Below are 18,088 nucleotides of genomic sequence, written 5' to 3'. Positions count from 1 at the left end.
CATGCGCGACGCGCGAGCAACGGCGGCTAACTCGCGGCCCCAGGGGGCCGCGCTCGAGCGCGCCAGCGCTCCAATAAACACAGCCTCAAACCACCCGGGACTACTCAAACCCCGAAGCTCTGCCGCACCAACCCGCCCCCAGGACTACTCGAACCCAGGCATCCCCACCCCCCGAACCCAGATCAGCCGATGCGCCCCAAAATCAACTCGCCAGGCTTCCACTCCGAGATCGCCTCAACGGTCACCGCGTCCGAAAGCGCCGCCAAAGCCCCCGCAAAAGCCTCCGGAGTATCCGTATGCAGCGTCAACAACGGCTGCCCCGCCACCACCGAATCCCCCGGCTTGGCATGCATCTCGATACCGGCCCCCGCCTGCACCTTCTCCCCCTGACGAGCCCGCCCCGCCCCCAACCGCCAAGCAGCAACCCCCACCCCCATCGCCTCGAGCCGGGCGAGCACCCCACTCGACTCGGCCCGAACGACCTCGGTATGCCGAGCAACAGGCAGCGGCGCATCCGGATCCCCACCCTGCGCCTGAATCATCGTCCGCCAGTGATCCATCGCCCGCCCATCGGCCAGCACCTCAGCCGGATCGATGTGCAAACCAGCCTGCGCGACCATCTCGCGGGCGAGCGTCAGAGTCAGCTCGACAACATCAGCAGGCCCCCCACCAGCGAGAACCTCGACAGACTCAGCCACTTCCATCGCATTGCCAGCAGTCCGCCCGAGCGGAGTATCCATCGCGGTGAGCAACGCGACCGTGTTCACCCCCGCATCCCGCCCGAGTTCGACCATCGCCGTGGCGAGTTCCCGAGCCCCGTCGAGAGTCTTCAGAAACGCCCCCGACCCCACCTTCACATCCAGCACCAGCGCCGCCGTCCCCTCGGCGATCTTCTTGCTCATGATCGAACTGGCGATCAACGGAATCGACTCGACTGTCCCGGTCACGTCGCGCAGCGCGTAGAGCCGCTTGTCGGCAGGCGCCAGATCGGCCCCCGCCGCGCAGATCACCGCACCGATCGCCGGATCGGCCAGGATCTCCCGCATCCGCGGCACAGTGACATCGGCCTGCCACCCACGGATCGACTCGAGCTTGTCCAACGTCCCACCGGTATGCCCGAGCCCACGCCCCGACAACTGCGGCACCGCGGCCCCGCACGCCGCCACCAGCGGAGCCAACGGGAGGGTGATCTTGTCGCCGACACCACCGGTCGAATGCTTGTCGACGGTCGGGCGAGGCAGATCGGTGAAGTTCATCCGGGTCCCCGACCCGATCATCGCCGCAGTCCACCGCGCGGTCTCGCGCCGGGTCATCCCCCGCCACACGATCGCCATGGCCAACGCCGACATCTGCTCGTCGGCCACGACCCCCTGGGTGAACGCATCCACCACCCAGTCGATCTGAGCGTCGGACAGCTCGCCGCCGTCGCGCTTGGCAGTAATGATCGAAACCGCGCTGTGGCCGCCACTCCGGGTATTCAAGCCAGGCTCGTGCGCGGGCGGACTTGCGTCGGCGTCCGGCGGCAGGTGGGTGGAGCGTTCGTTCGTTCCCGACGAGTTACCCATGTGCTCACTAAATCAGTGGTTACGCGCCATCGCCAGTCTGACCGGCAGCGAGATCGTCCGGGCCGAACGCGTACGGCAGCAACTCGGCCAGCGGCTTCGGTCCCTCGGCGTGATCCACCAGCAACGAACCCCCGCCGTGCTCGAACAGCAGCTGACGACACCGCCCACACGGCATCAGGATTTCGCCCCGGGAATCGGTCACCGAGACGGCGATCAGCCGCCCCCCACCGGTGGAAAATAAGTTACCGACGAGTACACATTCGGCACACAGGGTTAGCCCATATGAGACATTTTCCACATTGCAACCGCTCACCATTCGACCGTCCGCACTGAGAGCAGCAGCACCGACGGGGAACCCCGAGTACGGCGCGTAAGCCGCCTCCATTGCGCCAATTGCCATGGTGCGCAGCGCATTCCAGTCGATTTCGGGCATCGAAAACCTCCAGCGGATCCCGTCGAACGCGGGGAAAAAGAGGCCGGAACACCAGTATCCGGCATCGAGAAAGGTAAACCTAACTCGCCAGTTTTACGCGCAACGCACGGCACGCCGAATTAGTTCCGCGAAACAGAGGGGATTAGAGTTCAGCGAAGATCGGTTCAGGTTCCCGGCGGCGGGCCAGCGCTCGAGAATACAGCGCAGCCACCTGGGCATTTGCCCCTCCACGCATGCCGGCGTCGGATCTGTGACCGGGTCCATCAACGACGTTGGAGGCACCGCACTCTATGACCACGATAGAAGCTCCGGCTCCGGCCCAGCCGAAGCGGAAGACGCTGTACCGCGGCGACCCCGGCATGTGGTCGTGGGCGCTGCACCGGATCACCGGTGTCACGCTGTTCTTCTTCCTCTTCGTGCATGTGCTGGACACGGCACTGGTCCGGGTCAACCCGGACACCTACGACAACTCCATCGCGCTCTACAAGAACCCCGTGGTCGCGCTCATGGAGATGGGCCTCGTCGTCGCTGTCCTGTTCCACGCCCTCAACGGCGTCCGGGTCATTCTCGTCGACTTCTGGTCCCAGGGTCCGCGATTCCAGAAGCAGATGCTGTGGGTTGTCCTCGCCATCTGGGTTCTGGTCTCCGCCGCCGGCGTCGGCCGCCAGTTCTTCTACCTGCTGACGGAGCACTGATATGAGCGCACCAGTCCTCGCCAAGTCCTACGACCGCCCGGCCAGCCTCGACCTGCCCCGCTCCCCGCGCGGCAAGTCCAACGGCAACTTCGAGAAGTACGCATGGCTGTTCATGCGCATCTCCGGCCTGTTCCTGATCATCCTGGTCCTGGGCCACATGTTCATCATGCTGATGATCGACGGTGGCGTGAACCGCCTGAACTTCGCGTTCGTGGCCGGCCGCTGGTCGAGCCCGTTCTGGCAGTTCTGGGACCTGTCGATGCTGTGGCTGGCGCAGCTGCACGGCGGCAACGGCCTGCGCGTGATCATCGACGACTACTCGCGCAAGGACTCCACCCGGTTCTGGCTCAAGGTCATCCTGGTGGTTTCGATGGTCCTGGTCGTGAGCGTCGGCACCTACGTCATCTTCACCTTCGACCCCAACATCACAGGTTAGGAACAGGCCACCTCGCATGAGTGAATCCCGTCCGATTCAGGAGCATCGCTACGACGTGGTCATCGTCGGCGCCGGTGGCGCGGGCATGCGCGCGGCGATCGAGGCCGGTCCGCGCGCGCGCACGGCGGTCCTGACCAAGCTGTACCCGACTCGCAGCCACACCGGTGCGGCCCAGGGCGGCATGTGCGCCGCGCTGGCCAATGTCGAAGAAGACAACTGGGAATGGCACACCTTCGACACCGTCAAGGGTGGCGACTACCTCGTCGACCAGGACGCCGCGGAGATCATGGCCAAAGAGGCCATCGACGCGGTCATGGACCTCGAGAAGATGGGCCTGCCGTTCAACCGCACGCCCGAGGGCAAGATCGACCAGCGTCGTTTCGGTGGCCACACCCGTGACCACGGCAAGGCGCCCGTGCGTCGCGCGTGTTATGCCGCCGACCGCACCGGTCACATGATCCTGCAGACGCTGTACCAGAACTGCGTCAAGCACGACGTCGAGTTCTACAACGAGTTCTACGTGCTCGACCTGGTGATGACCGATACCGACCGTGGCCCCGTCGCCACCGGCGTCGTCGCCTACGAGCTGTCCACCGGCGAGATCCACATCTTCCACGCGAAGTCGATCGTGTTCGCCACCGGTGGCTCGGGCCGCATGTACAAGACCACCTCCAACGCCCACACCCTCACCGGTGACGGCATGGCGATCGTCTTCCGCAAGGGCCTGCCCCTGGAGGACATGGAGTTCCACCAGTTCCACCCGACAGGCCTCGCGGGCCTCGGCATCCTCATCTCCGAGGCGGTTCGCGGTGAGGGCGGCATCCTGCGCAACGCCTCCGGTGAGCGCTTCATGGAGCGCTACGCCCCCACCATCAAGGACCTCGCGCCGCGTGACATCGTCGCCCGCTCGATGGTGCTCGAGGTGGCCGAGGGCCGTGGCGCCGGGCCGAACAAGGATTACGTCTACATCGACGTGACCCACCTCGGCGAGGACGTGCTCGAGGAGAAGCTGCCCGACATCACCGAGTTCGCGCGCACCTACCTGGGCGTCGACCCGGTGCACGAGCTCGTGCCGGTCATGCCGACCTGCCACTACGTGATGGGCGGTATCCCCACCCGCATCCGTGGCGAGGTGCTGCGCAACAACACCGACGTGGTCCCCGGTTTGTACGCCGCCGGTGAGTGCGCGTGTGTTTCGGTGCACGGCGCCAACCGTCTCGGCACCAACTCGCTGCTCGACATCAACGTGTTCGGCCGTCGCGCCGGCATCGCGGCCGCCGAGTACGCCAACCGCACCGAGTTCGTCGAGATGCCGGAGAACCCGTCGCAGATGGTGATGGACTGGCTCGCGCTGATCCTGTCCGATCACGGCAACGAGCGCGTGGCCGACATCCGCACCGAGCTGCAGGCCACCATGGATGCCAACGCGGGCGTGTTCCGTACCGAGGAAACCCTCAAGAAGGTCCTCACCGACATCCACACGCTCAAGGAGCGCTACACCCGGATCACGGTGCAGGACAAGGGCAAGCGCTACAACAGCGACCTGCTCGAAGCCGTCGAGCTGGGCTTCCTGCTCGAGCTGGCCGAGGTCACCGTCGTCGGCGCGCTCAACCGCAAGGAATCGCGTGGCGGTCACGCTCGCGAGGACTACCCGGATCGCGACGACGTGAACTTCATGCGGCACACGATGGCGTACAAGGAGGGGCCGGAGCTCATCTCCGAGATCCGCCTCGACTTCAAGCCGGTGGTGCAGACCCGCTACGAGCCGATGGAGCGTAAGTACTGATGACTGCTGCAGTCGATACCGTCAAGCAGAAGCCGGCGCCGGTCCCCGAGGGTTCGGTCATGGTCACCGTCAAGGTGGCCCGGTTCAACCCCGAGAACGGTGAAGGCGCCTACTGGGATTCGTTCCAGGTGCCGGTCCTGCCGACCGACCGCTTCCTCAACGTGCTCATCTACATCAAGTCCTACCTGGACGGCACCCTCACCTTCCGGCGCTCCTGCGCCCACGGTGTGTGTGGCTCCGACGCCATGCGGATCAACAATGTGAACCGCCTGGCGTGCAAGGTACTGATGAAGGACCTGCTGCCCAAGGGCGACAAGACCCTCACCATGACCGTCGAGCCGATCCGCGGCCTGCCCGTGGAGAAGGACCTCGTGGTCGACATGGAACCGTTCTTCGACGCCTTCCGCGCGGTGAAGCCCTACCTGATGACCTCGGGTAACGAGCCCACCCGCGAACAGATCCAGAGCCAGGCCGACCGGGCCCGCTTCGACGACACCACCAAGTGCATCCTGTGCGCCTGCTGCACCACGTCGTGCCCCGTCTACTGGACCGACGGCAGCTACTTCGGCCCCGCCGCGATCGTGAACGCCCACCGGTTCATCTTCGACAGCCGCGACGAAGGCGCCCGCGAGCGTCTCGACATCCTCAACGACGTCGAAGGTGTCTGGCGCTGCCGCACCACCTTCAACTGCACCGACGCGTGCCCCCGTGGCATCGAGGTCACCAAGGCGATCCAGGAAGTCAAGCGGGCCCTGCTCTTCACCCGCTAGCCCCTTCCCGTCACAAGGCCGTCCGCACCGAAAGGTGTGGGCGGCCTTTGTCGTTCGAAATGCTACCAGCACCCGAGACCCTTTCGGTAGCATTTACAGGGGCATTTGAGTAGACGAGCGAAACAACTTCCGCCCGGTTGGACTGCCCGATCCCCAGACCTTGAAGCAAGGTTTGATCAAGAAGGCGCGCTCCGCCTTTCACCCGCCTATACAACTGGATGTACGCGACGCCGAGGTAGATGGGGAAACTGTCATAGTGGCAACGGTTCATGAGTGCGCAGGCTCTGCCAAGCCGTGCCGAGTGAATGCCACTGGTGCGGCCTACATACGTGGCTACGACGGTGACTTCAGGATGTCTCTGTTAGAGGAGCAGGCCTTTCTCGCGACTCGACAGTCTCCGTCATTTGATCGACGGCCGGTCGAGGGCGCCGACTTGTCAGACCTGGATGGCGAACTACTTGGTGATTTCGCCCGCACAGCTCGGTTGCGCGACAGACAGGGACTCGGCAGGTTCGAAGGCGACGAATTACTCCGCCGCTCGGGTGTCGTCGATGCGGACGGAAGACCGACCGTTGCAGGTTTGCTGACACTTGGAACGTATCCCCAACAGTGGTTTCCGCGGCTGGTAATTCAAGCTGCCGCTGAACCGTCGCCCGGTGATCCGCCGGGAACACGCGCCCGGAACCCGCTGACCATCACCGGACCGATTCCTCGAATGCTGGATACAGCAATGGAATGGGCTCAGCAGACATTTGATACTGCTATAGTTACGAATCCGGATGGGTCAGTAGTCGACAGGCCATCATACCCGCTGATCGCTTTTCGCGAACTGATTGCCAATGCACTGCTTCACCGGGACCTCGACAACTGGTCTCAAGGAATGGCCGTAGAGGTCCGGTTGCGCCGCGATCGACTCATCGTATCGAATCCCGGAGGACTATACGGGATCACAATCGACCGCCTGGGCAAAGAAGCAGTAACTTCCGCCCGGAATGCCCGGCTCGTCACTATCTCGCAATATCTTCGATCACCGGGATCTGGTGGGCGTGTAGTCGAGGCTCTGGCGACTGGTATCCCTACCATCACCGATTCTTTGATTCTCGCTGGCCTACCACCTGCACAGTACTCGGACACAGGCATCCGATTCACAGCCGTCCTTCATTCAGGACAGCAGAATTCGCGAGCCAACCATTTCCGGAATGCGGGGCGTCGAATGGCCGCGCCTTCGACCACCTTCCGGCAAGAAGGTAGCCGAAGTGCTGCGCGCGTAAACAACATACGTGCGGGAAATCTGACAGCCACCCAACAGCGGATTACCGAATTGCTAATGGATGGACCGCGAACCGTATCAGAACTTCAACCGCCTCTCGGTCTGACCCCCGGAGGGATTCGCAAAGCACTCAGTGATCTGCAAGTAGCGGGACTCGTGCGACAGGTCGGAGGACGCGGCCAACGGACCATATATCACTTGACGGATGCGAATATTCACATTCTGCCGACAGATTCATAGTGTTCCACACCAATTTCCATATATTCAATTATAGTGATAGCCAACAGAGGTGCCGACCACTAGACGTGGAGCACCACCTACTTCAGGGATTTCTGAAGTAGGCTACAACCTCCTGCGTGAATGGCTGACGTTTGAGACGATCAGATATCGGCATCTGACCGCCCGCAGCTTCAATTATCTTGTTCGCAGTTTCTGGTCAAGATCAGAACGCTGGCCGGTGCGGGCGTGCCGCTGGCTCGCATCGGGGGCCTGCTCGATGCCGAACCGGAGGTGCTCGCCGCCGAGATCGCCGAGATCGACCGCGCGTTGCGCAACCGCATGGCACAGCTGCGGCGGACCCGCGGTGAACTCGCCCAATTGCAGGGCGGTGACCGGCTTTTCGTCACCGCTGAGGTCGCGGATTACCTCGCCGAACTCCGCGATATCGGCGTCAGCGAACGTCATATCCGGATGGAACGTGACGGCTGGATTCTCATGCACACCGCCGCACCCGAAGACGCGGCTCGGTGGATCGCCGAAAAGCGTGAGTTTCTCGGCGATCCCGAGTTCCGCGCGCTCTGCCTCGAGCACGACGCCGCCTTCGACTGGTCACCCGAGGATCCACGCCTGCCCGCTCTCGCGGCCCGCACGCGGAGCTGGTTCGCCGACTGTCACCACCGATCCGAGGCTCGCCCGGTCCACAATCCGGCGATCGCCCGCTTGGCCGAGCAGTCACAGCCCGGCGCCTCGTCGCCGGCATGGGATCGGCTGGCCCAGCTCACCCGAGGTCAGCCCGCGTCCGACGCGGTCGAGGCCGGTGCGCGCGATCGCCGGGCGGGCGCCACCCGAGCGCGCCCGCCTCGACGAATCCGCGCAACAGACAGGGAACTCACGATGTCCGCAGTCCGTGTTCACCACTACTCCGTCGACCCGGCCCATTTGGAGCAGCTACTCGCTCAGCGCGCCCAGCTGATCGGCGGCATCCGCGCCGGCTTCCCCGGCTTGGTCGAAACTCGTTTGATCCGCCTCGAAGATGGTACGTACCAGGATATCTGGCACTGGGAAACAGCCGAACAGCTGACCGCCGCCGTCGCGGCATCGGCGGCCTTCCCGCCTGTCAGCGCCACCTTGGCGCTCACCAGCGCGGGCACCGTGCAGAACGGGGAAGTCATCGACGAGCAATAGCACACCGCGAGGGCCGTCTCCATCGAAAGATGCAGGCGGCCTTCGCCGTTCACTAGGATTGCCGGGTGTCGCAGACATGGATGCCGGTATTCGGCCACGACAAGGGCGCGACCGCGAGCGGCTTGCTGGTCGGCGCGGTCGCCGAAACCCTCGGCGTCCTGATCGCGCTGAGCACCGGATTCACGATCATCGTCGCGAGCCTGGACTATCCAGCCTCCACGTCCATCACGTTCAACCCCTGTCTGCTGATTCTCATCGGCGGGCTCGCCGCCACGCTTGTCGGCTCATGGCAGCTGCCGAAATCCCAGGATCACCAGCCCGAATCGGCCGCGTAGCTAGTGGTAGTGGGACGCGGCGTCCAGGACGGCGGACCGATAGGCGCGGCCGAAGAGGACGGCGTGGGCCAGCCATAAGTGGAGTTGGTGGAGGGGGATGCGGGTTTGCCAGTCGGGGGCCAGTGGGTGGACTTCGTTGTAGGCGGCGATGATTCGGGTGAGGTGAGGGGCGCCGCCGAAGAGGTACAGGGTGGACAGGTCGGTTTCGGGGTGGCCGCCGTGGGCAGCGGGGTCGATGAGCCAGGGGGTGTCGGACGGGTCCCAGAGGATGTTGCCGGGCCAGAGGTCGCCGTGGATTCTGGCGGGGGGTTCGGTGGGGGCTTCGATGTGGATTGATTCGATATAGGTCGCGTCGATGGGGTCGAGGGCGCCCGCGTCGACGGCGAGTTTCAGGTACGGCAGGATTCGGTGCTCGCGGTACCAGGTCGGCCAGTCCTCGCCGGGGGTGTTGGCGAGGGGCAGACCGGCGAGGAACCCGTCGGCGGGCGCGCCGAAAGTGGGGGCACTGCCCGCGTGGGTGGCCGCCAACCCCGCCCCGAACCGTTCAGCGGCGACAGCAGTCGGTTCGCCATGATCCACCCACTGCATCAACAACAGTTCATCGGTCTGCGCATACAACTCCGGCACCCCGACCCCACCAGCCTCCCGCAGCCACCGCAGCCCGTCCGCCTCGGCCGCGAAGAGCCCAGCCGGAGCGGACACGGCCTCAGCCGTCGGAGCGCCGGAAACCCCACCCGGCCAAGTCTTGAGAAACAGCTGCGTCCCGTCATCGAGCACAATCCGCTCAGCCACACAGACCGAGCCACCCCCAACCGGCGTAGTCCGAAGCCGTTGATGGGCGAGAAAAGTCGGCAGCAGGTGCGGGTTCGCACGCAGAAACGGCAGGTCCACTCCCCTATCCTGCCCACTAGCCGCCGACCATGATCGGTAATCCAGAGGAAGGGGTCTCACCTGATTCTGTGATGCGGTAGCATCAGATGTATGCGCACCACGCTGGCAATCGACGACGACGTGCTGCTCGCCGTCAAGGAGCGAGCACGCCGCGAGAACAAAACCACTGGCCAGGTCTTGTCCGACCTCGCCAGGAAGGCGCTGTCCTGCTCTGGGACCGCGTCGCGACGACGTGACAGCGCCTCGGCCTTCCATGGTTTCGAACCACTTCCCCGGCGTGGAGCAACGATCTCCAATGCCCTCATCGACCAGCTCCGTGAAGAAGAGGACGTGTGAAGCGAGCCCTGCTGGACGTCAATGTTCTCCTGGCACTGCTCGACCAAGACCACGTAGACCACGCTCGGGCCCGCGAATGGCTCGAGACAGAGATCGACCACGGCTGGGCTTCGTGCGCGATCACCGAAAACGGATTCGTCCGAATCCTCAGTCAGCCCAAGTACCCGAACGCGGCCAGCGTCGCTGAAGCCATCGATTTGCTCGACAACGCGACAAAAACCGAGTATCACGAATTCTGGCCTTGCTCGATCAGCCTGCTCGACGACACAGTGATCGACAGATCCCGACTGCACGGTCATCGACAGCTCGCTGATGCCTATCTGCTGGCTCTCGCCACTGCCACGGACGGCAGGTTCGTGACGTTCGATACGGCAATCTCGATCACTTCGGTGCGCGCGGCCGACGAAACCAATCTCCTCGTCCTGTAGTCCCAGCTCGATATCCCACCAGCTCGCAGTGTTTCGAGCGCGACGACAGCGGCTACGGAAAGGGTGGGGCAGTCGCCCAGGTTTCGCCTGCTACGACGATGTGGTCCAGATAGCGCAGGCCTACGGTGCGGGCGGCTTGCTGGAGCAGGGTGCTGGCTCGGCGGTCGTCGGGGCTCGGGGTGGGGTCGCCGGAGGGGTGGTTGTGGACTACGGCGAAGGCTCGGCCGTCGTGACGTAGGACGGTGTTGAGGATTTCTCGGACGGGGACGGCGACGTGGTCGATGGCGCCTTCGGCGACGAAAGCGCGGTGGCGTAGGCGGTTCTGGGTGTCGCAGATCAGGACGAGGAGGCGTTCGACGCGGGCGCCCGCGAACAGTGGGACTGCCACGGACGCGATGTCGTCGGGAGTGGTGAGTTGGGGTACCGAATCGATGGGAACGCGGGACCGGGTACCGAGGTGGAAGGCGGCGACGACCGTGGCGGCTTTGGCCGGGCCGATCCCGGCGCGGGCTGCCAGTTCTTCGGGCCGGGCGGCAGCGAGTTCGGCCAATCCACCGTAGTCGCCGATCAATCGGGCCGCGACTTCCAGCGCGGATTGGCCTCGGGTGCCCTGGCCGAGCAGCAGCGCCAGTAGCTCGCCGTCGCTGAGCGCGTGTGGGCCGAGCATGAGCAGTCGCTCGCGCGGACGTTGGGCGACAGGCAAACTCGCGATCGGAACCGACATCTTTCCCCCTGCGGATCGGTGACTGACTCCGATAGTCGCAGGGGGTACCGACAAGTTCGAGCTACCCCTCGGCCACCACCTCGGTGACGCAACCCGAACCTGGTCCTTCCCCGGTTAGGAGGGCTCCGCGCTGAGGACGGAATCACCGGCCGGGTCGGTGCTGAAGACCGAATCGGCCATCAACCGTTCCAGATTGCGTAGCTGGCGTTCGTGCACCACGATGCGGCGTAGCGCCTCGTTGACGGTGGCGTTGCTGTCGGCCGTGCCCATGATGTCGGCGGCAGCGGCCAGCAGGCGCTGATCGAGATCTATTCGCAGAGTGCGCACACATCCTCCTCAGGGACAAACGCAATCTTGCGTGATGACCGGAGGGCTCGTCGGCTGATTCACCGCGTCGTTACCGAAACCACGCGTTCGCAAGTCCGCACAGCGACCGAGCGCATCGGCTGGCAAGCGCACAGAAAACACAGTTCACCGCCGGAATCCGACCGCGACCAACCCTGCAACTGTGCAGTTTGCGTAGTTGGCAAGGCGGTTGTTGTCGCGACGCCACGGCGGTGCTTGCCTGGAGTCATGTTCACCGAGGCCCAGCTCTACTCGCCGGTGACGCGCGAGCGTGACGGCGACGTGACGGTTCATCTCAGCGATGACCACCCCGGCAGCCGCGACGAGGCTTACCGCGCCCGCCGCAACGCCATCGCCGCACTCGCACTCGACTACTCCCCCGGCTCCCGCCCACCGCACGTCGACTACACCGACGACGAGCAGCAGGTGTGGCGGATCGCCTCGGCGGAGCTGGCCCGCAAGCACGAGGTCTACGCCTGCCGCGAGGTCCGCGACGCCGCGCGCAACCTGGCCCTGCCGCACGATCACATCCCCCAACTCGACGAGGTGTCGCGGCTGCTCACCCCGCTGTCCGGCTTCCGCTACGTGCCCGCGGCGGGTCTGGTTCCGCTGCGCGAGTTCTTCGGTTCCTTCGCCGATCGCACCTTCCATTCCACCCAGTACATCCGCCACCACTCGGCCCCGCTCTACACCCCGGAACCCGATGCGATCCACGAGATCATCGGCCACGCCAACCAGATCGCCAGCCCACGTTTCGCCGCACTGTACGAAACGGTCGGCGCGGCGGTGGCCCGGCTGGAGACCGACAGCGCGCTGAAGTTCCTCGCCGATGTGTTCTGGTTCTCGCTCGAATTCGGTGTGGTGCGCGAGGGCGGTGAAATCCGTTGCTACGGTGCCGGATTGCTGTCCTCCTACGGTGAGATCGACGAGTTCCGGCACGCACGGCTTCGTCCGCTCGACGTCGCGGAGATGGGCACCATCGCCTACGACATCACCCACTATCAACCGGTGCTGTTCTGCGCTGATTCGGTGGATCAGATCGTCGGCGTACTCGGCGAATTCTTCGCGACGATGGACGACGAGACGCCTGCCCGACTCGGATATCCGATGCGAACCGGGCGATAGCCGACCATCGAAAACCTTGTCACAGAACACAGTTCGCCGATCAGCGTTTCTCACTTGGTGAGACCTGACACGCGCGACTCATTGCGAAACTGTTATTTTCGACCCGTTCTTCGAGCTTTTGAAAGGGTCGGGTAGACCGAAAATGACTGTGGACGTGACGGATACGCAGGCCGAGCAGAACCCGGAACCGGAAGCCCCGCTGTGGCTGCAGGGCCGCGAAGCGGTGATCGCCGCCGCGGCGCCGGAGGAATGGCGCGGCAACGTTCCCGACTACGAGCTGAGCCACGAGGTGATCCCGCGCGAGCGCAGCGTCGAGCACGCGCCCGGTTCGCTCGAGGCGATCGTCGAGGACCTGGTGAAGGTCTTCGAAATGGAGGTCTCGCACAAGGCCGACCCCGCGACGTGGCTGTCGGTGGTGGCCGATCAGTACCGCGGCCGGGTCAACGGTGGGGTGTGGCAGGACGCCGAGGAGTTCGCTCGCATCGGCAGCTACAACATCCTGATCGGCGACAACCCCTACTACGACGCCGAGAACGAGACGTTCGATTCCTCGCACAACATCTTCCACACCGCCTTCCCCGGCGGGTTCTTCTGGGAGGTTCTCGAGGTGCTGTCGGGCCCGCCGACGGTGAGCTTCCGGTGGCGGCACTGGGGCAAGTTCGAGGGTGAGTACAAGGGCCACCAGCCCACCGGTGAGCACATCGAGATGTTCGGTGTGACCATCGCGCGGGTGAGCGAGGATCTGCGCATCCTGGAGCTCGAGCACTTCTACGACAACAACAAGCTGCTGGGCCCGCTGGCCCACGGTTGCCCCGTGCAGCACGGCGAATAGGCGCTACTGCCGTTCGGCGCGAACCGGTGCGTCGAACGGCAGGCCTTTTTCCAGGAAAGCCAGTGCGTCGGTGAGGGTTTCGGTGTTCATCGGCGTGGTCGTCATGACCGCGAGCACCCCGCCGATCATCGCGCCCGCGGTGACGCGCACTTCGAAGTCCTCGGGCGATCGTCCCAGGTAGTCGGCCATCAACTCCGCGGCGAAACCGATGCTGCGGTGATATTCCTGGCCGATCGCCGAGCGCAGTTCCGGCACTCCGAACAGCAGTCCCTGACGTTGCCGTTCGAAGGCGAATTCCTCGGGGTCCATCTCGGCGAAGACCGCGCTCATCGCGTTCCGGAACGCCGCGATGGGGTGTTGGCCCCGAGGTTGCGCGCGCAACGCGGCGTCCATCGCCGGATCGAGGTCGTCGGTGAGGACGAGCTGTTCCTTGCTGGGGAAATAGCGGAAGAAGGTGCTCGGCGAGACCTCGGCCGCGGCCGCGATCTGCTCGACCGTGGTCTCGGCGTAGCCCTGCTCGCGAAAGAGCCGGAACGCCTCGACCCGGATCGTCTTGCGGGTTCGTTCCTTCTTCCGCTCACGCAGCGACCGCTCAACCGACATGCGCCGATTCTGCCGCAACCGGCCCTGTCTGCGACGACCGCTGCCCCCGCACGAACACCGCGACGGCCACCGCCGCCACCGCGCACAGCCCGGCGCACACGCCGAGCATGGTGTCCATGCCCGCCACGAACGCGGACTGCACCTGCGCCAGCGCGACCGGATCATTCGCAGTGGCGGCCACACCCGCATTCACACCGTCGGAGATCGGCGGCCGGTTCAGCGCGCCCAGATCCGACCGATACGCGGTGGCGAGCACGGTGCCGAGCACGGCCACGCCGATGGTGCCGCCCGCCTGCCGAAGTGCTTGCAGCAGTGCCGAACCCGAGCCCGACCGGGCGGCGTTGAGCTCACCCAGCGCCATACCCATGGCCGCGGGCATGACCACTCCCATTCCGACGCCGAGCACCGTCGTCCACACTGCGGTGAGCCCGTAACCACTGTCGACCCTGGTGAGGGCGCCGAGGCCGATTCCGCCGGCGAGAACAGCGAATCCGGCGGTGAGCACCACCCGTTGTCCGAGCCTCGGCAGTAGCACATCGACCAATCTGCTGCCCACAACCAGCCCTCCGATCATCGGCAACAGCCGGAGCCCGCTCCCGAGCGCGTCGACCCCGAGCACGGCTTGGAAGTACTGCGGGACGGTGAAGAACATGCCGAACATGGCGAAGCTGACGAGAATGGAAATCGCGGTGCCCCAACCGAATCCGGGGTTGGTGAACAGCGCCAGGTCGATCAGCGGGTGCGCGGTGCGCCGCTGCCACCAGAGGAAGACCGCGAGGATCAAGGCACCCGCAACGACAACGATCCAGGCGGCGATGTCGTCCCAGCCGTGGTCGCCGATTCGGATGAATCCGTAGGTCAGCCCGAGCATGCCCGCCGCCGACAGTACAGCGCCGACGAGATCGATGCGAAAGGTGTTGTCTCCCCGGGATTCCGGTACCAGAGTAGCCACCGCCAAGGCGCCGACGATCACCAGCGGCACATTGATGAGGAACACCGACCCCCACCAGTAGTGCTGCAGTAGCCACCCGCCGACGATCGGGCCGAGGGGCAGGCCGAGCGCGGTCGAGGTGACCCAGATCGTCACCGCGCGTTGCCGTTGCGCCGGATCACTGAACAGCACCGGAAGTACCGCCATCGACAGCGGCATCATCGCGGCCGCCGCGATCCCGAGCACCACCCGCGCGGCGATGAGCTGTCCCGCCGAGCCGGCGAACGCGCAGGCCAGCGAGGCCACCCCGAACAGCATCAGGGCAGCGAGCAGCATCTTCTTGCGGCCGTAGCGATCACCGAGCGCGCCCGCGGGCAGCATCAGCGCGGCGAGGGCGAGGGTGTAAGCGCTGCTGAACCATTGCAGCGCAGCGGTATTCGCGTCCAGGTCGACCGCGAGGGTCGGGATGGCGACGGTGAGCACGGTGACGTCGAGTCCGATGGTGAGCATCGCCACGGCGAGCGCGCCGAGCGCGAGCCAGCTGCGGGCTTCTTCCGTCCGCATATCTCCTCCAAAATGAGAGTCTCTAGCATTTGATGGTAGCTCTCATTTACTAGAGTGTGTCAAGAGATGTTCCTCGCGGCCGCGCTCATTAAGCTGCGAGGCGATGAGGATTCGTGAAGTCGGCGTGCGCGCCGCATGCAGTCTCTGCGCCGCCGTCACCGTCGCCGCGCTCGCGGGCGCTCCCGCCGTTGCCCAACCCACCACCGACAGGCCGTCGACCAGCGCTCCGGCGCCGGGCGCCCCGCCGACGCCGGGCAACACGTCACCGCCGATCGGCGGCCCGAGCACCACGCCCCCGTTCACCACCCCGAACACCGACGATTGCCCGCAGAAAACGCAGCCGCCGGCCCCGATCGACACCTCGGAGGTCCCCGCACCCGGCGACCCGACGCCGAGCCCGCTGCCGGTCCCCTCCCCCGCCATCGGCGGCCAGCGAATGGGCGACTGCGGGGTGGTGGTGCCCGACGACGCGCCCCCGGTGCCCGCCGAGATCTCGGCCACCTCGTGGATGGTCGCCGACCTCGATACCGGCCGCGTGCTCGCCGCCAAGGACCCGCACGGCCGCTACCGCCCCGCCAGCACCATCAAGGTGGCCCTCGCCATCGTCGCGCTACGCAGCCTGGATCTCGACGACGTGGTGATCGGCACCCAGGCCGACGCCGACGTCGAGGGCACCAAGGTCGGCATCGGACCGGGTGGCCGCTACACCAATCGTCAACTCCTGCAAGCCCTGATCATGTGTTCGGGCAATGACGCCGCCCATGCCATCGCCACCCAACTCGGGGGCGACAAGGCGACCGTGGCGAAGATGAACGACCTCGCGAAGACATTGCGCGCCTCGGACACTCGCGCGTCGACCCCGTCCGGACTCGACGGGCCCGGCTCGAGCATCTCGGCCTACGACCTGGCGGTGCTGTTCCGCGAGGCGATGAGCATCCCGCTGTTCGCCGAGCTGATCCACACCGAGCAGGCCGACTTCCCCGGGTTTCCCGCCGACCCGAAAATCCCTGGCGACAAAGATCATCCGGGCTTCCCGATCGGCAACGACAACCAGCTGCTCTACAACTACGCGGGCGCGATCGGCGGCAAGACCGGCTTCACCGACGACGCTCGCCAGACCTTCGTCGCCGCCGCCGAACGCGACGGCCACCGCCTGGTCGTGACGCTACTCAAAGCCGATGTGCGCCCGATCCGCCCGTGGGAGCAGGCCGCGCGCCTGCTCGACTACGGTTTCGCCCTCGACACCGACGCCCGAATCGGCAAGCTGCCCGAAATCGGCAGCGAGGCAGTGCAACCCAGCGTCCCACTGGCCTCACCCCCGCCACGCGCCGACGGTTCCCGAGACGATTCGGTGCGACCGGCACACGAGGGCGCCCGCATCGCGACGCTGATCGGTGGGCCCCTATTGGTCGTCGTCCTGCTGCTCTGGGCCCGCAGGGCTTTCCGACGCAGACGGTGACGCCGCCTGCCGACATTTGGACGATTGATCACCAGGCTCTCACGCAAACATCGCCCAAGAGAGAAACCCCTGAGAGCCTGGTGATCGACCGTCCAGGTGGGTCAGCGGCGTTTGCCGACCCGCATCAAGGCCAGTGCCGCGACCACGCCTGCTCCGAAGTAGGCGGCGCCCGCGCCCGTCGATACCCCGTGTTCGACCACGCGCGGCCGGATGACCACCGGGTTCGGCGGCGCCACGGTGGCGGCGCGTTCGTTGTCCGAGGAGGTCGCCGCCCACGCCGTGGCGAACAGCAGGATCCGGTAGGTCATGTAGCTGAACACCATCAGGCCGATGATCGACCCGAAGGTCGCGCCCGCGGGGCTCGACAGCACCATCCGCAGGTAGATCGCACCGATGATCTTGAAGATCTCGAAGGCGACCGCGCCGAGCACCGCCGCGCGCGCCGCACTGCGCAGCGACACCGGTTCGCGCGGCAATCGGGCGATCATCCAGGCGAACACCGCCCACGAGGCGAGGAAACCCAGCGCGATCGACGCCAGTCGCAGCACCAGCGAGGCGCCGGGCAGGTGGTCGGTTCCGAGCAGTTCGAGTATCCGCTTGCCCAGTCCGCTCGCGGCGACAGCCGACAATCCGAGCGACACCACGAAGGCGAGTCCGAGGCCGATCAGCGCACCCAGATCCGACAATTTGGCCTGCCACCAAGGCTTTTCGGGACTCTGGCTGGCCCACTGTTCGGTGAGCGCGGCGCGCAGGTTCGCGATCCAGCCGAGCCCGGTGTAGAAGCCGACCAGCAGGCCGATGACGCCGACCGTGCCGCGCGACTTCAGTGCCTGGTCGATGAGTTCGTTGATCTGGGTGCCGAAGGAACCGGGAATGTTCTCGATGACCTTGGCCTGCAGTTCGTTCAGCAGTTCCGGGTGGCCTGCCAGGATGAAACCGGCCACCGAGAACGCCACCATCAGCAGCGGAAACAGCGACAGCACAGTGAAATACGTGATGCCCGCGGCATAGAAGTCACCGCGCTGACTCTGGAATCGACCACCGGCCCTGACCAGGTGATCCAGCCAGGGCCTTTGCCCGATCTGCTTCTCGACAGCTGCCGAGATGTTGTCGATCAACTGCATGACACGCGCCCCTTCAGCGAAAACCTCAGGTG

The 18,088-nt window shown here is 65.3% G+C and carries 20 protein-coding genes; 12 read left to right on the top strand and 8 right to left on the bottom strand.

What is annotated here, in order from left to right:
• Positions 1–182: 182 nt before the first annotated feature.
• Positions 183–1,565, bottom strand: a complete 1,383-nt coding sequence (locus ACFWUP_RS24715) for a thymidine phosphorylase (protein ID WP_379238107.1) — start codon at positions 1,563–1,565, stop codon at positions 183–185.
• Between the two features lie 19 nt (positions 1,566–1,584).
• Positions 1,585–1,998 carry a cytidine deaminase gene (locus ACFWUP_RS24710; RefSeq protein WP_379238105.1) on the bottom strand — a complete coding sequence of 138 codons (414 nt, stop codon included), beginning with the start codon at positions 1,996–1,998 and terminating at the stop codon, positions 1,585–1,587.
• A 290-nt stretch (positions 1,999–2,288) separates the two neighbouring features.
• Here ACFWUP_RS24710 and sdhC point away from each other — a divergent pair, with 290 nt between their 5' ends.
• The 7 genes from sdhC to ACFWUP_RS24675 all read left to right on the top strand — a co-directional run bounded on the left by sdhC (position 2,289) and on the right by ACFWUP_RS24675 (position 8,694).
• A complete protein-coding gene (gene sdhC / locus ACFWUP_RS24705) occupies positions 2,289–2,693 on the top strand; it encodes a succinate dehydrogenase, cytochrome b556 subunit (protein ID WP_379238103.1) in 405 nt (134 codons plus the stop codon).
• 1 nt (position 2,694) lies between these two features.
• Positions 2,695–3,129: a succinate dehydrogenase hydrophobic membrane anchor subunit gene (locus ACFWUP_RS24700; RefSeq protein WP_379238101.1), complete on the top strand. Its 435-nt coding sequence runs from the start codon at positions 2,695–2,697 to the stop codon at positions 3,127–3,129.
• Between the two features lie 16 nt (positions 3,130–3,145).
• Positions 3,146–4,915 (top strand): succinate dehydrogenase flavoprotein subunit, encoded by a 1,770-nt coding sequence (gene sdhA / locus ACFWUP_RS24695; RefSeq protein WP_379238099.1) that lies wholly within the window; start codon positions 3,146–3,148, stop codon positions 4,913–4,915.
• Positions 4,915–5,685, top strand: a complete 771-nt coding sequence (locus ACFWUP_RS24690; RefSeq protein ID WP_379238097.1) for a succinate dehydrogenase iron-sulfur subunit — start codon at positions 4,915–4,917, stop codon at positions 5,683–5,685. The genes sdhA and ACFWUP_RS24690 overlap by 1 nt, the downstream gene beginning before the upstream one ends.
• A 352-nt stretch (positions 5,686–6,037) precedes the next feature.
• Positions 6,038–7,195 carry an ATP-binding protein gene (locus ACFWUP_RS24685; protein ID WP_379238095.1) on the top strand — a complete coding sequence of 386 codons (1,158 nt, stop codon included), beginning with the start codon at positions 6,038–6,040 and terminating at the stop codon, positions 7,193–7,195.
• A gap of 225 nt (positions 7,196–7,420) precedes the next feature.
• Positions 7,421–8,359, top strand: a complete 939-nt coding sequence (locus ACFWUP_RS24680) for a hypothetical protein (protein WP_379238093.1) — start codon at positions 7,421–7,423, stop codon at positions 8,357–8,359.
• Positions 8,360–8,424: 65 nt separating this feature from the next.
• The gene (locus tag ACFWUP_RS24675) at positions 8,425–8,694 is read left to right on the top strand and encodes a hypothetical protein (protein WP_379238091.1); all 270 of its coding nucleotides are present in this window, start codon (positions 8,425–8,427) and stop codon (positions 8,692–8,694) included.
• Here ACFWUP_RS24675 and ACFWUP_RS24670 read toward each other — a convergent pair whose 3' ends face one another.
• Positions 8,695–9,585, bottom strand: coding sequence for a fructosamine kinase family protein (locus tag ACFWUP_RS24670; RefSeq protein ID WP_379238090.1), 891 nt, complete (start codon positions 9,583–9,585; stop codon positions 8,695–8,697). It abuts the gene before it with no gap.
• A 90-nt stretch (positions 9,586–9,675) separates the two neighbouring features.
• On the opposite strand from ACFWUP_RS24670, the gene ACFWUP_RS24665 reads away from it, so the two are divergent.
• Together ACFWUP_RS24665 and ACFWUP_RS24660 are read left to right on the top strand one after the other, a co-directional pair.
• Positions 9,676–9,921, top strand: a complete 246-nt coding sequence (locus ACFWUP_RS24665; RefSeq protein WP_379238089.1) for an antitoxin — start codon at positions 9,676–9,678, stop codon at positions 9,919–9,921.
• Positions 9,918–10,349, top strand: coding sequence for a TA system VapC family ribonuclease toxin (locus ACFWUP_RS24660; RefSeq protein WP_379238088.1), 432 nt, complete (start codon positions 9,918–9,920; stop codon positions 10,347–10,349). The genes ACFWUP_RS24665 and ACFWUP_RS24660 overlap by 4 nt, the downstream gene beginning before the upstream one ends.
• 52 nt (positions 10,350–10,401) lie before the next feature.
• On the opposite strand, the gene ACFWUP_RS24655 is transcribed toward ACFWUP_RS24660, so the two are convergent.
• Together ACFWUP_RS24655 and ACFWUP_RS24650 are read right to left on the bottom strand one after the other, a co-directional pair.
• Positions 10,402–11,073, bottom strand: coding sequence for a RadC family protein (locus tag ACFWUP_RS24655; RefSeq protein ID WP_379238086.1), 672 nt, complete (start codon positions 11,071–11,073; stop codon positions 10,402–10,404).
• A 114-nt stretch (positions 11,074–11,187) separates the two neighbouring features.
• Positions 11,188–11,400, bottom strand: a complete 213-nt coding sequence (locus tag ACFWUP_RS24650) for a type II toxin-antitoxin system VapB family antitoxin (RefSeq protein ID WP_379238084.1) — start codon at positions 11,398–11,400, stop codon at positions 11,188–11,190.
• Positions 11,401–11,646: 246 nt separating this feature from the next.
• Here ACFWUP_RS24650 and ACFWUP_RS24645 point away from each other — a divergent pair, with 246 nt between their 5' ends.
• Together ACFWUP_RS24645 and ACFWUP_RS24640 are read left to right on the top strand one after the other, a co-directional pair.
• The gene (locus tag ACFWUP_RS24645; RefSeq protein WP_379238082.1) at positions 11,647–12,543 is read left to right on the top strand and encodes a phenylalanine 4-monooxygenase; all 897 of its coding nucleotides are present in this window, start codon (positions 11,647–11,649) and stop codon (positions 12,541–12,543) included.
• 154 nt (positions 12,544–12,697) lie between these two features.
• The gene (locus tag ACFWUP_RS24640) at positions 12,698–13,375 is read left to right on the top strand and encodes a SnoaL-like polyketide cyclase (RefSeq protein ID WP_379238080.1); all 678 of its coding nucleotides are present in this window, start codon (positions 12,698–12,700) and stop codon (positions 13,373–13,375) included.
• 3 nt (positions 13,376–13,378) lie between these two features.
• Here the strand turns inward: ACFWUP_RS24640 and ACFWUP_RS24635 are convergent, their stop codons facing one another.
• Positions 13,379–13,978 carry a TetR family transcriptional regulator gene (locus ACFWUP_RS24635; RefSeq protein WP_379238078.1) on the bottom strand — a complete coding sequence of 200 codons (600 nt, stop codon included), beginning with the start codon at positions 13,976–13,978 and terminating at the stop codon, positions 13,379–13,381.
• The gene (locus tag ACFWUP_RS24630) at positions 13,968–15,473 is read right to left on the bottom strand and encodes a DHA2 family efflux MFS transporter permease subunit (RefSeq protein WP_379238076.1); all 1,506 of its coding nucleotides are present in this window, start codon (positions 15,471–15,473) and stop codon (positions 13,968–13,970) included. Before ACFWUP_RS24630 ends, ACFWUP_RS24635 begins: the two co-directional genes overlap by 11 nt.
• A gap of 103 nt (positions 15,474–15,576) precedes the next feature.
• On the opposite strand from ACFWUP_RS24630, the gene ACFWUP_RS24625 reads away from it, so the two are divergent.
• Positions 15,577–16,932 (top strand): D-alanyl-D-alanine carboxypeptidase family protein, encoded by a 1,356-nt coding sequence (locus ACFWUP_RS24625; RefSeq protein ID WP_379238074.1) that lies wholly within the window; start codon positions 15,577–15,579, stop codon positions 16,930–16,932.
• A gap of 101 nt (positions 16,933–17,033) precedes the next feature.
• Here ACFWUP_RS24625 and yhjD read toward each other — a convergent pair whose 3' ends face one another.
• The gene (gene yhjD, locus ACFWUP_RS24620) at positions 17,034–18,056 is read right to left on the bottom strand and encodes an inner membrane protein YhjD (protein WP_379238072.1); all 1,023 of its coding nucleotides are present in this window, start codon (positions 18,054–18,056) and stop codon (positions 17,034–17,036) included.
• Positions 18,057–18,088: the final 32 nt, after the last annotated feature.

Source organism: Nocardia sp. NPDC058658 (assembly GCF_042716665.1).
Taxonomy (GTDB): domain Bacteria; phylum Actinomycetota; class Actinomycetes; order Mycobacteriales; family Mycobacteriaceae; genus Nocardia.
This window is presented reverse-complemented; position numbering and strand designations above follow the sequence as displayed.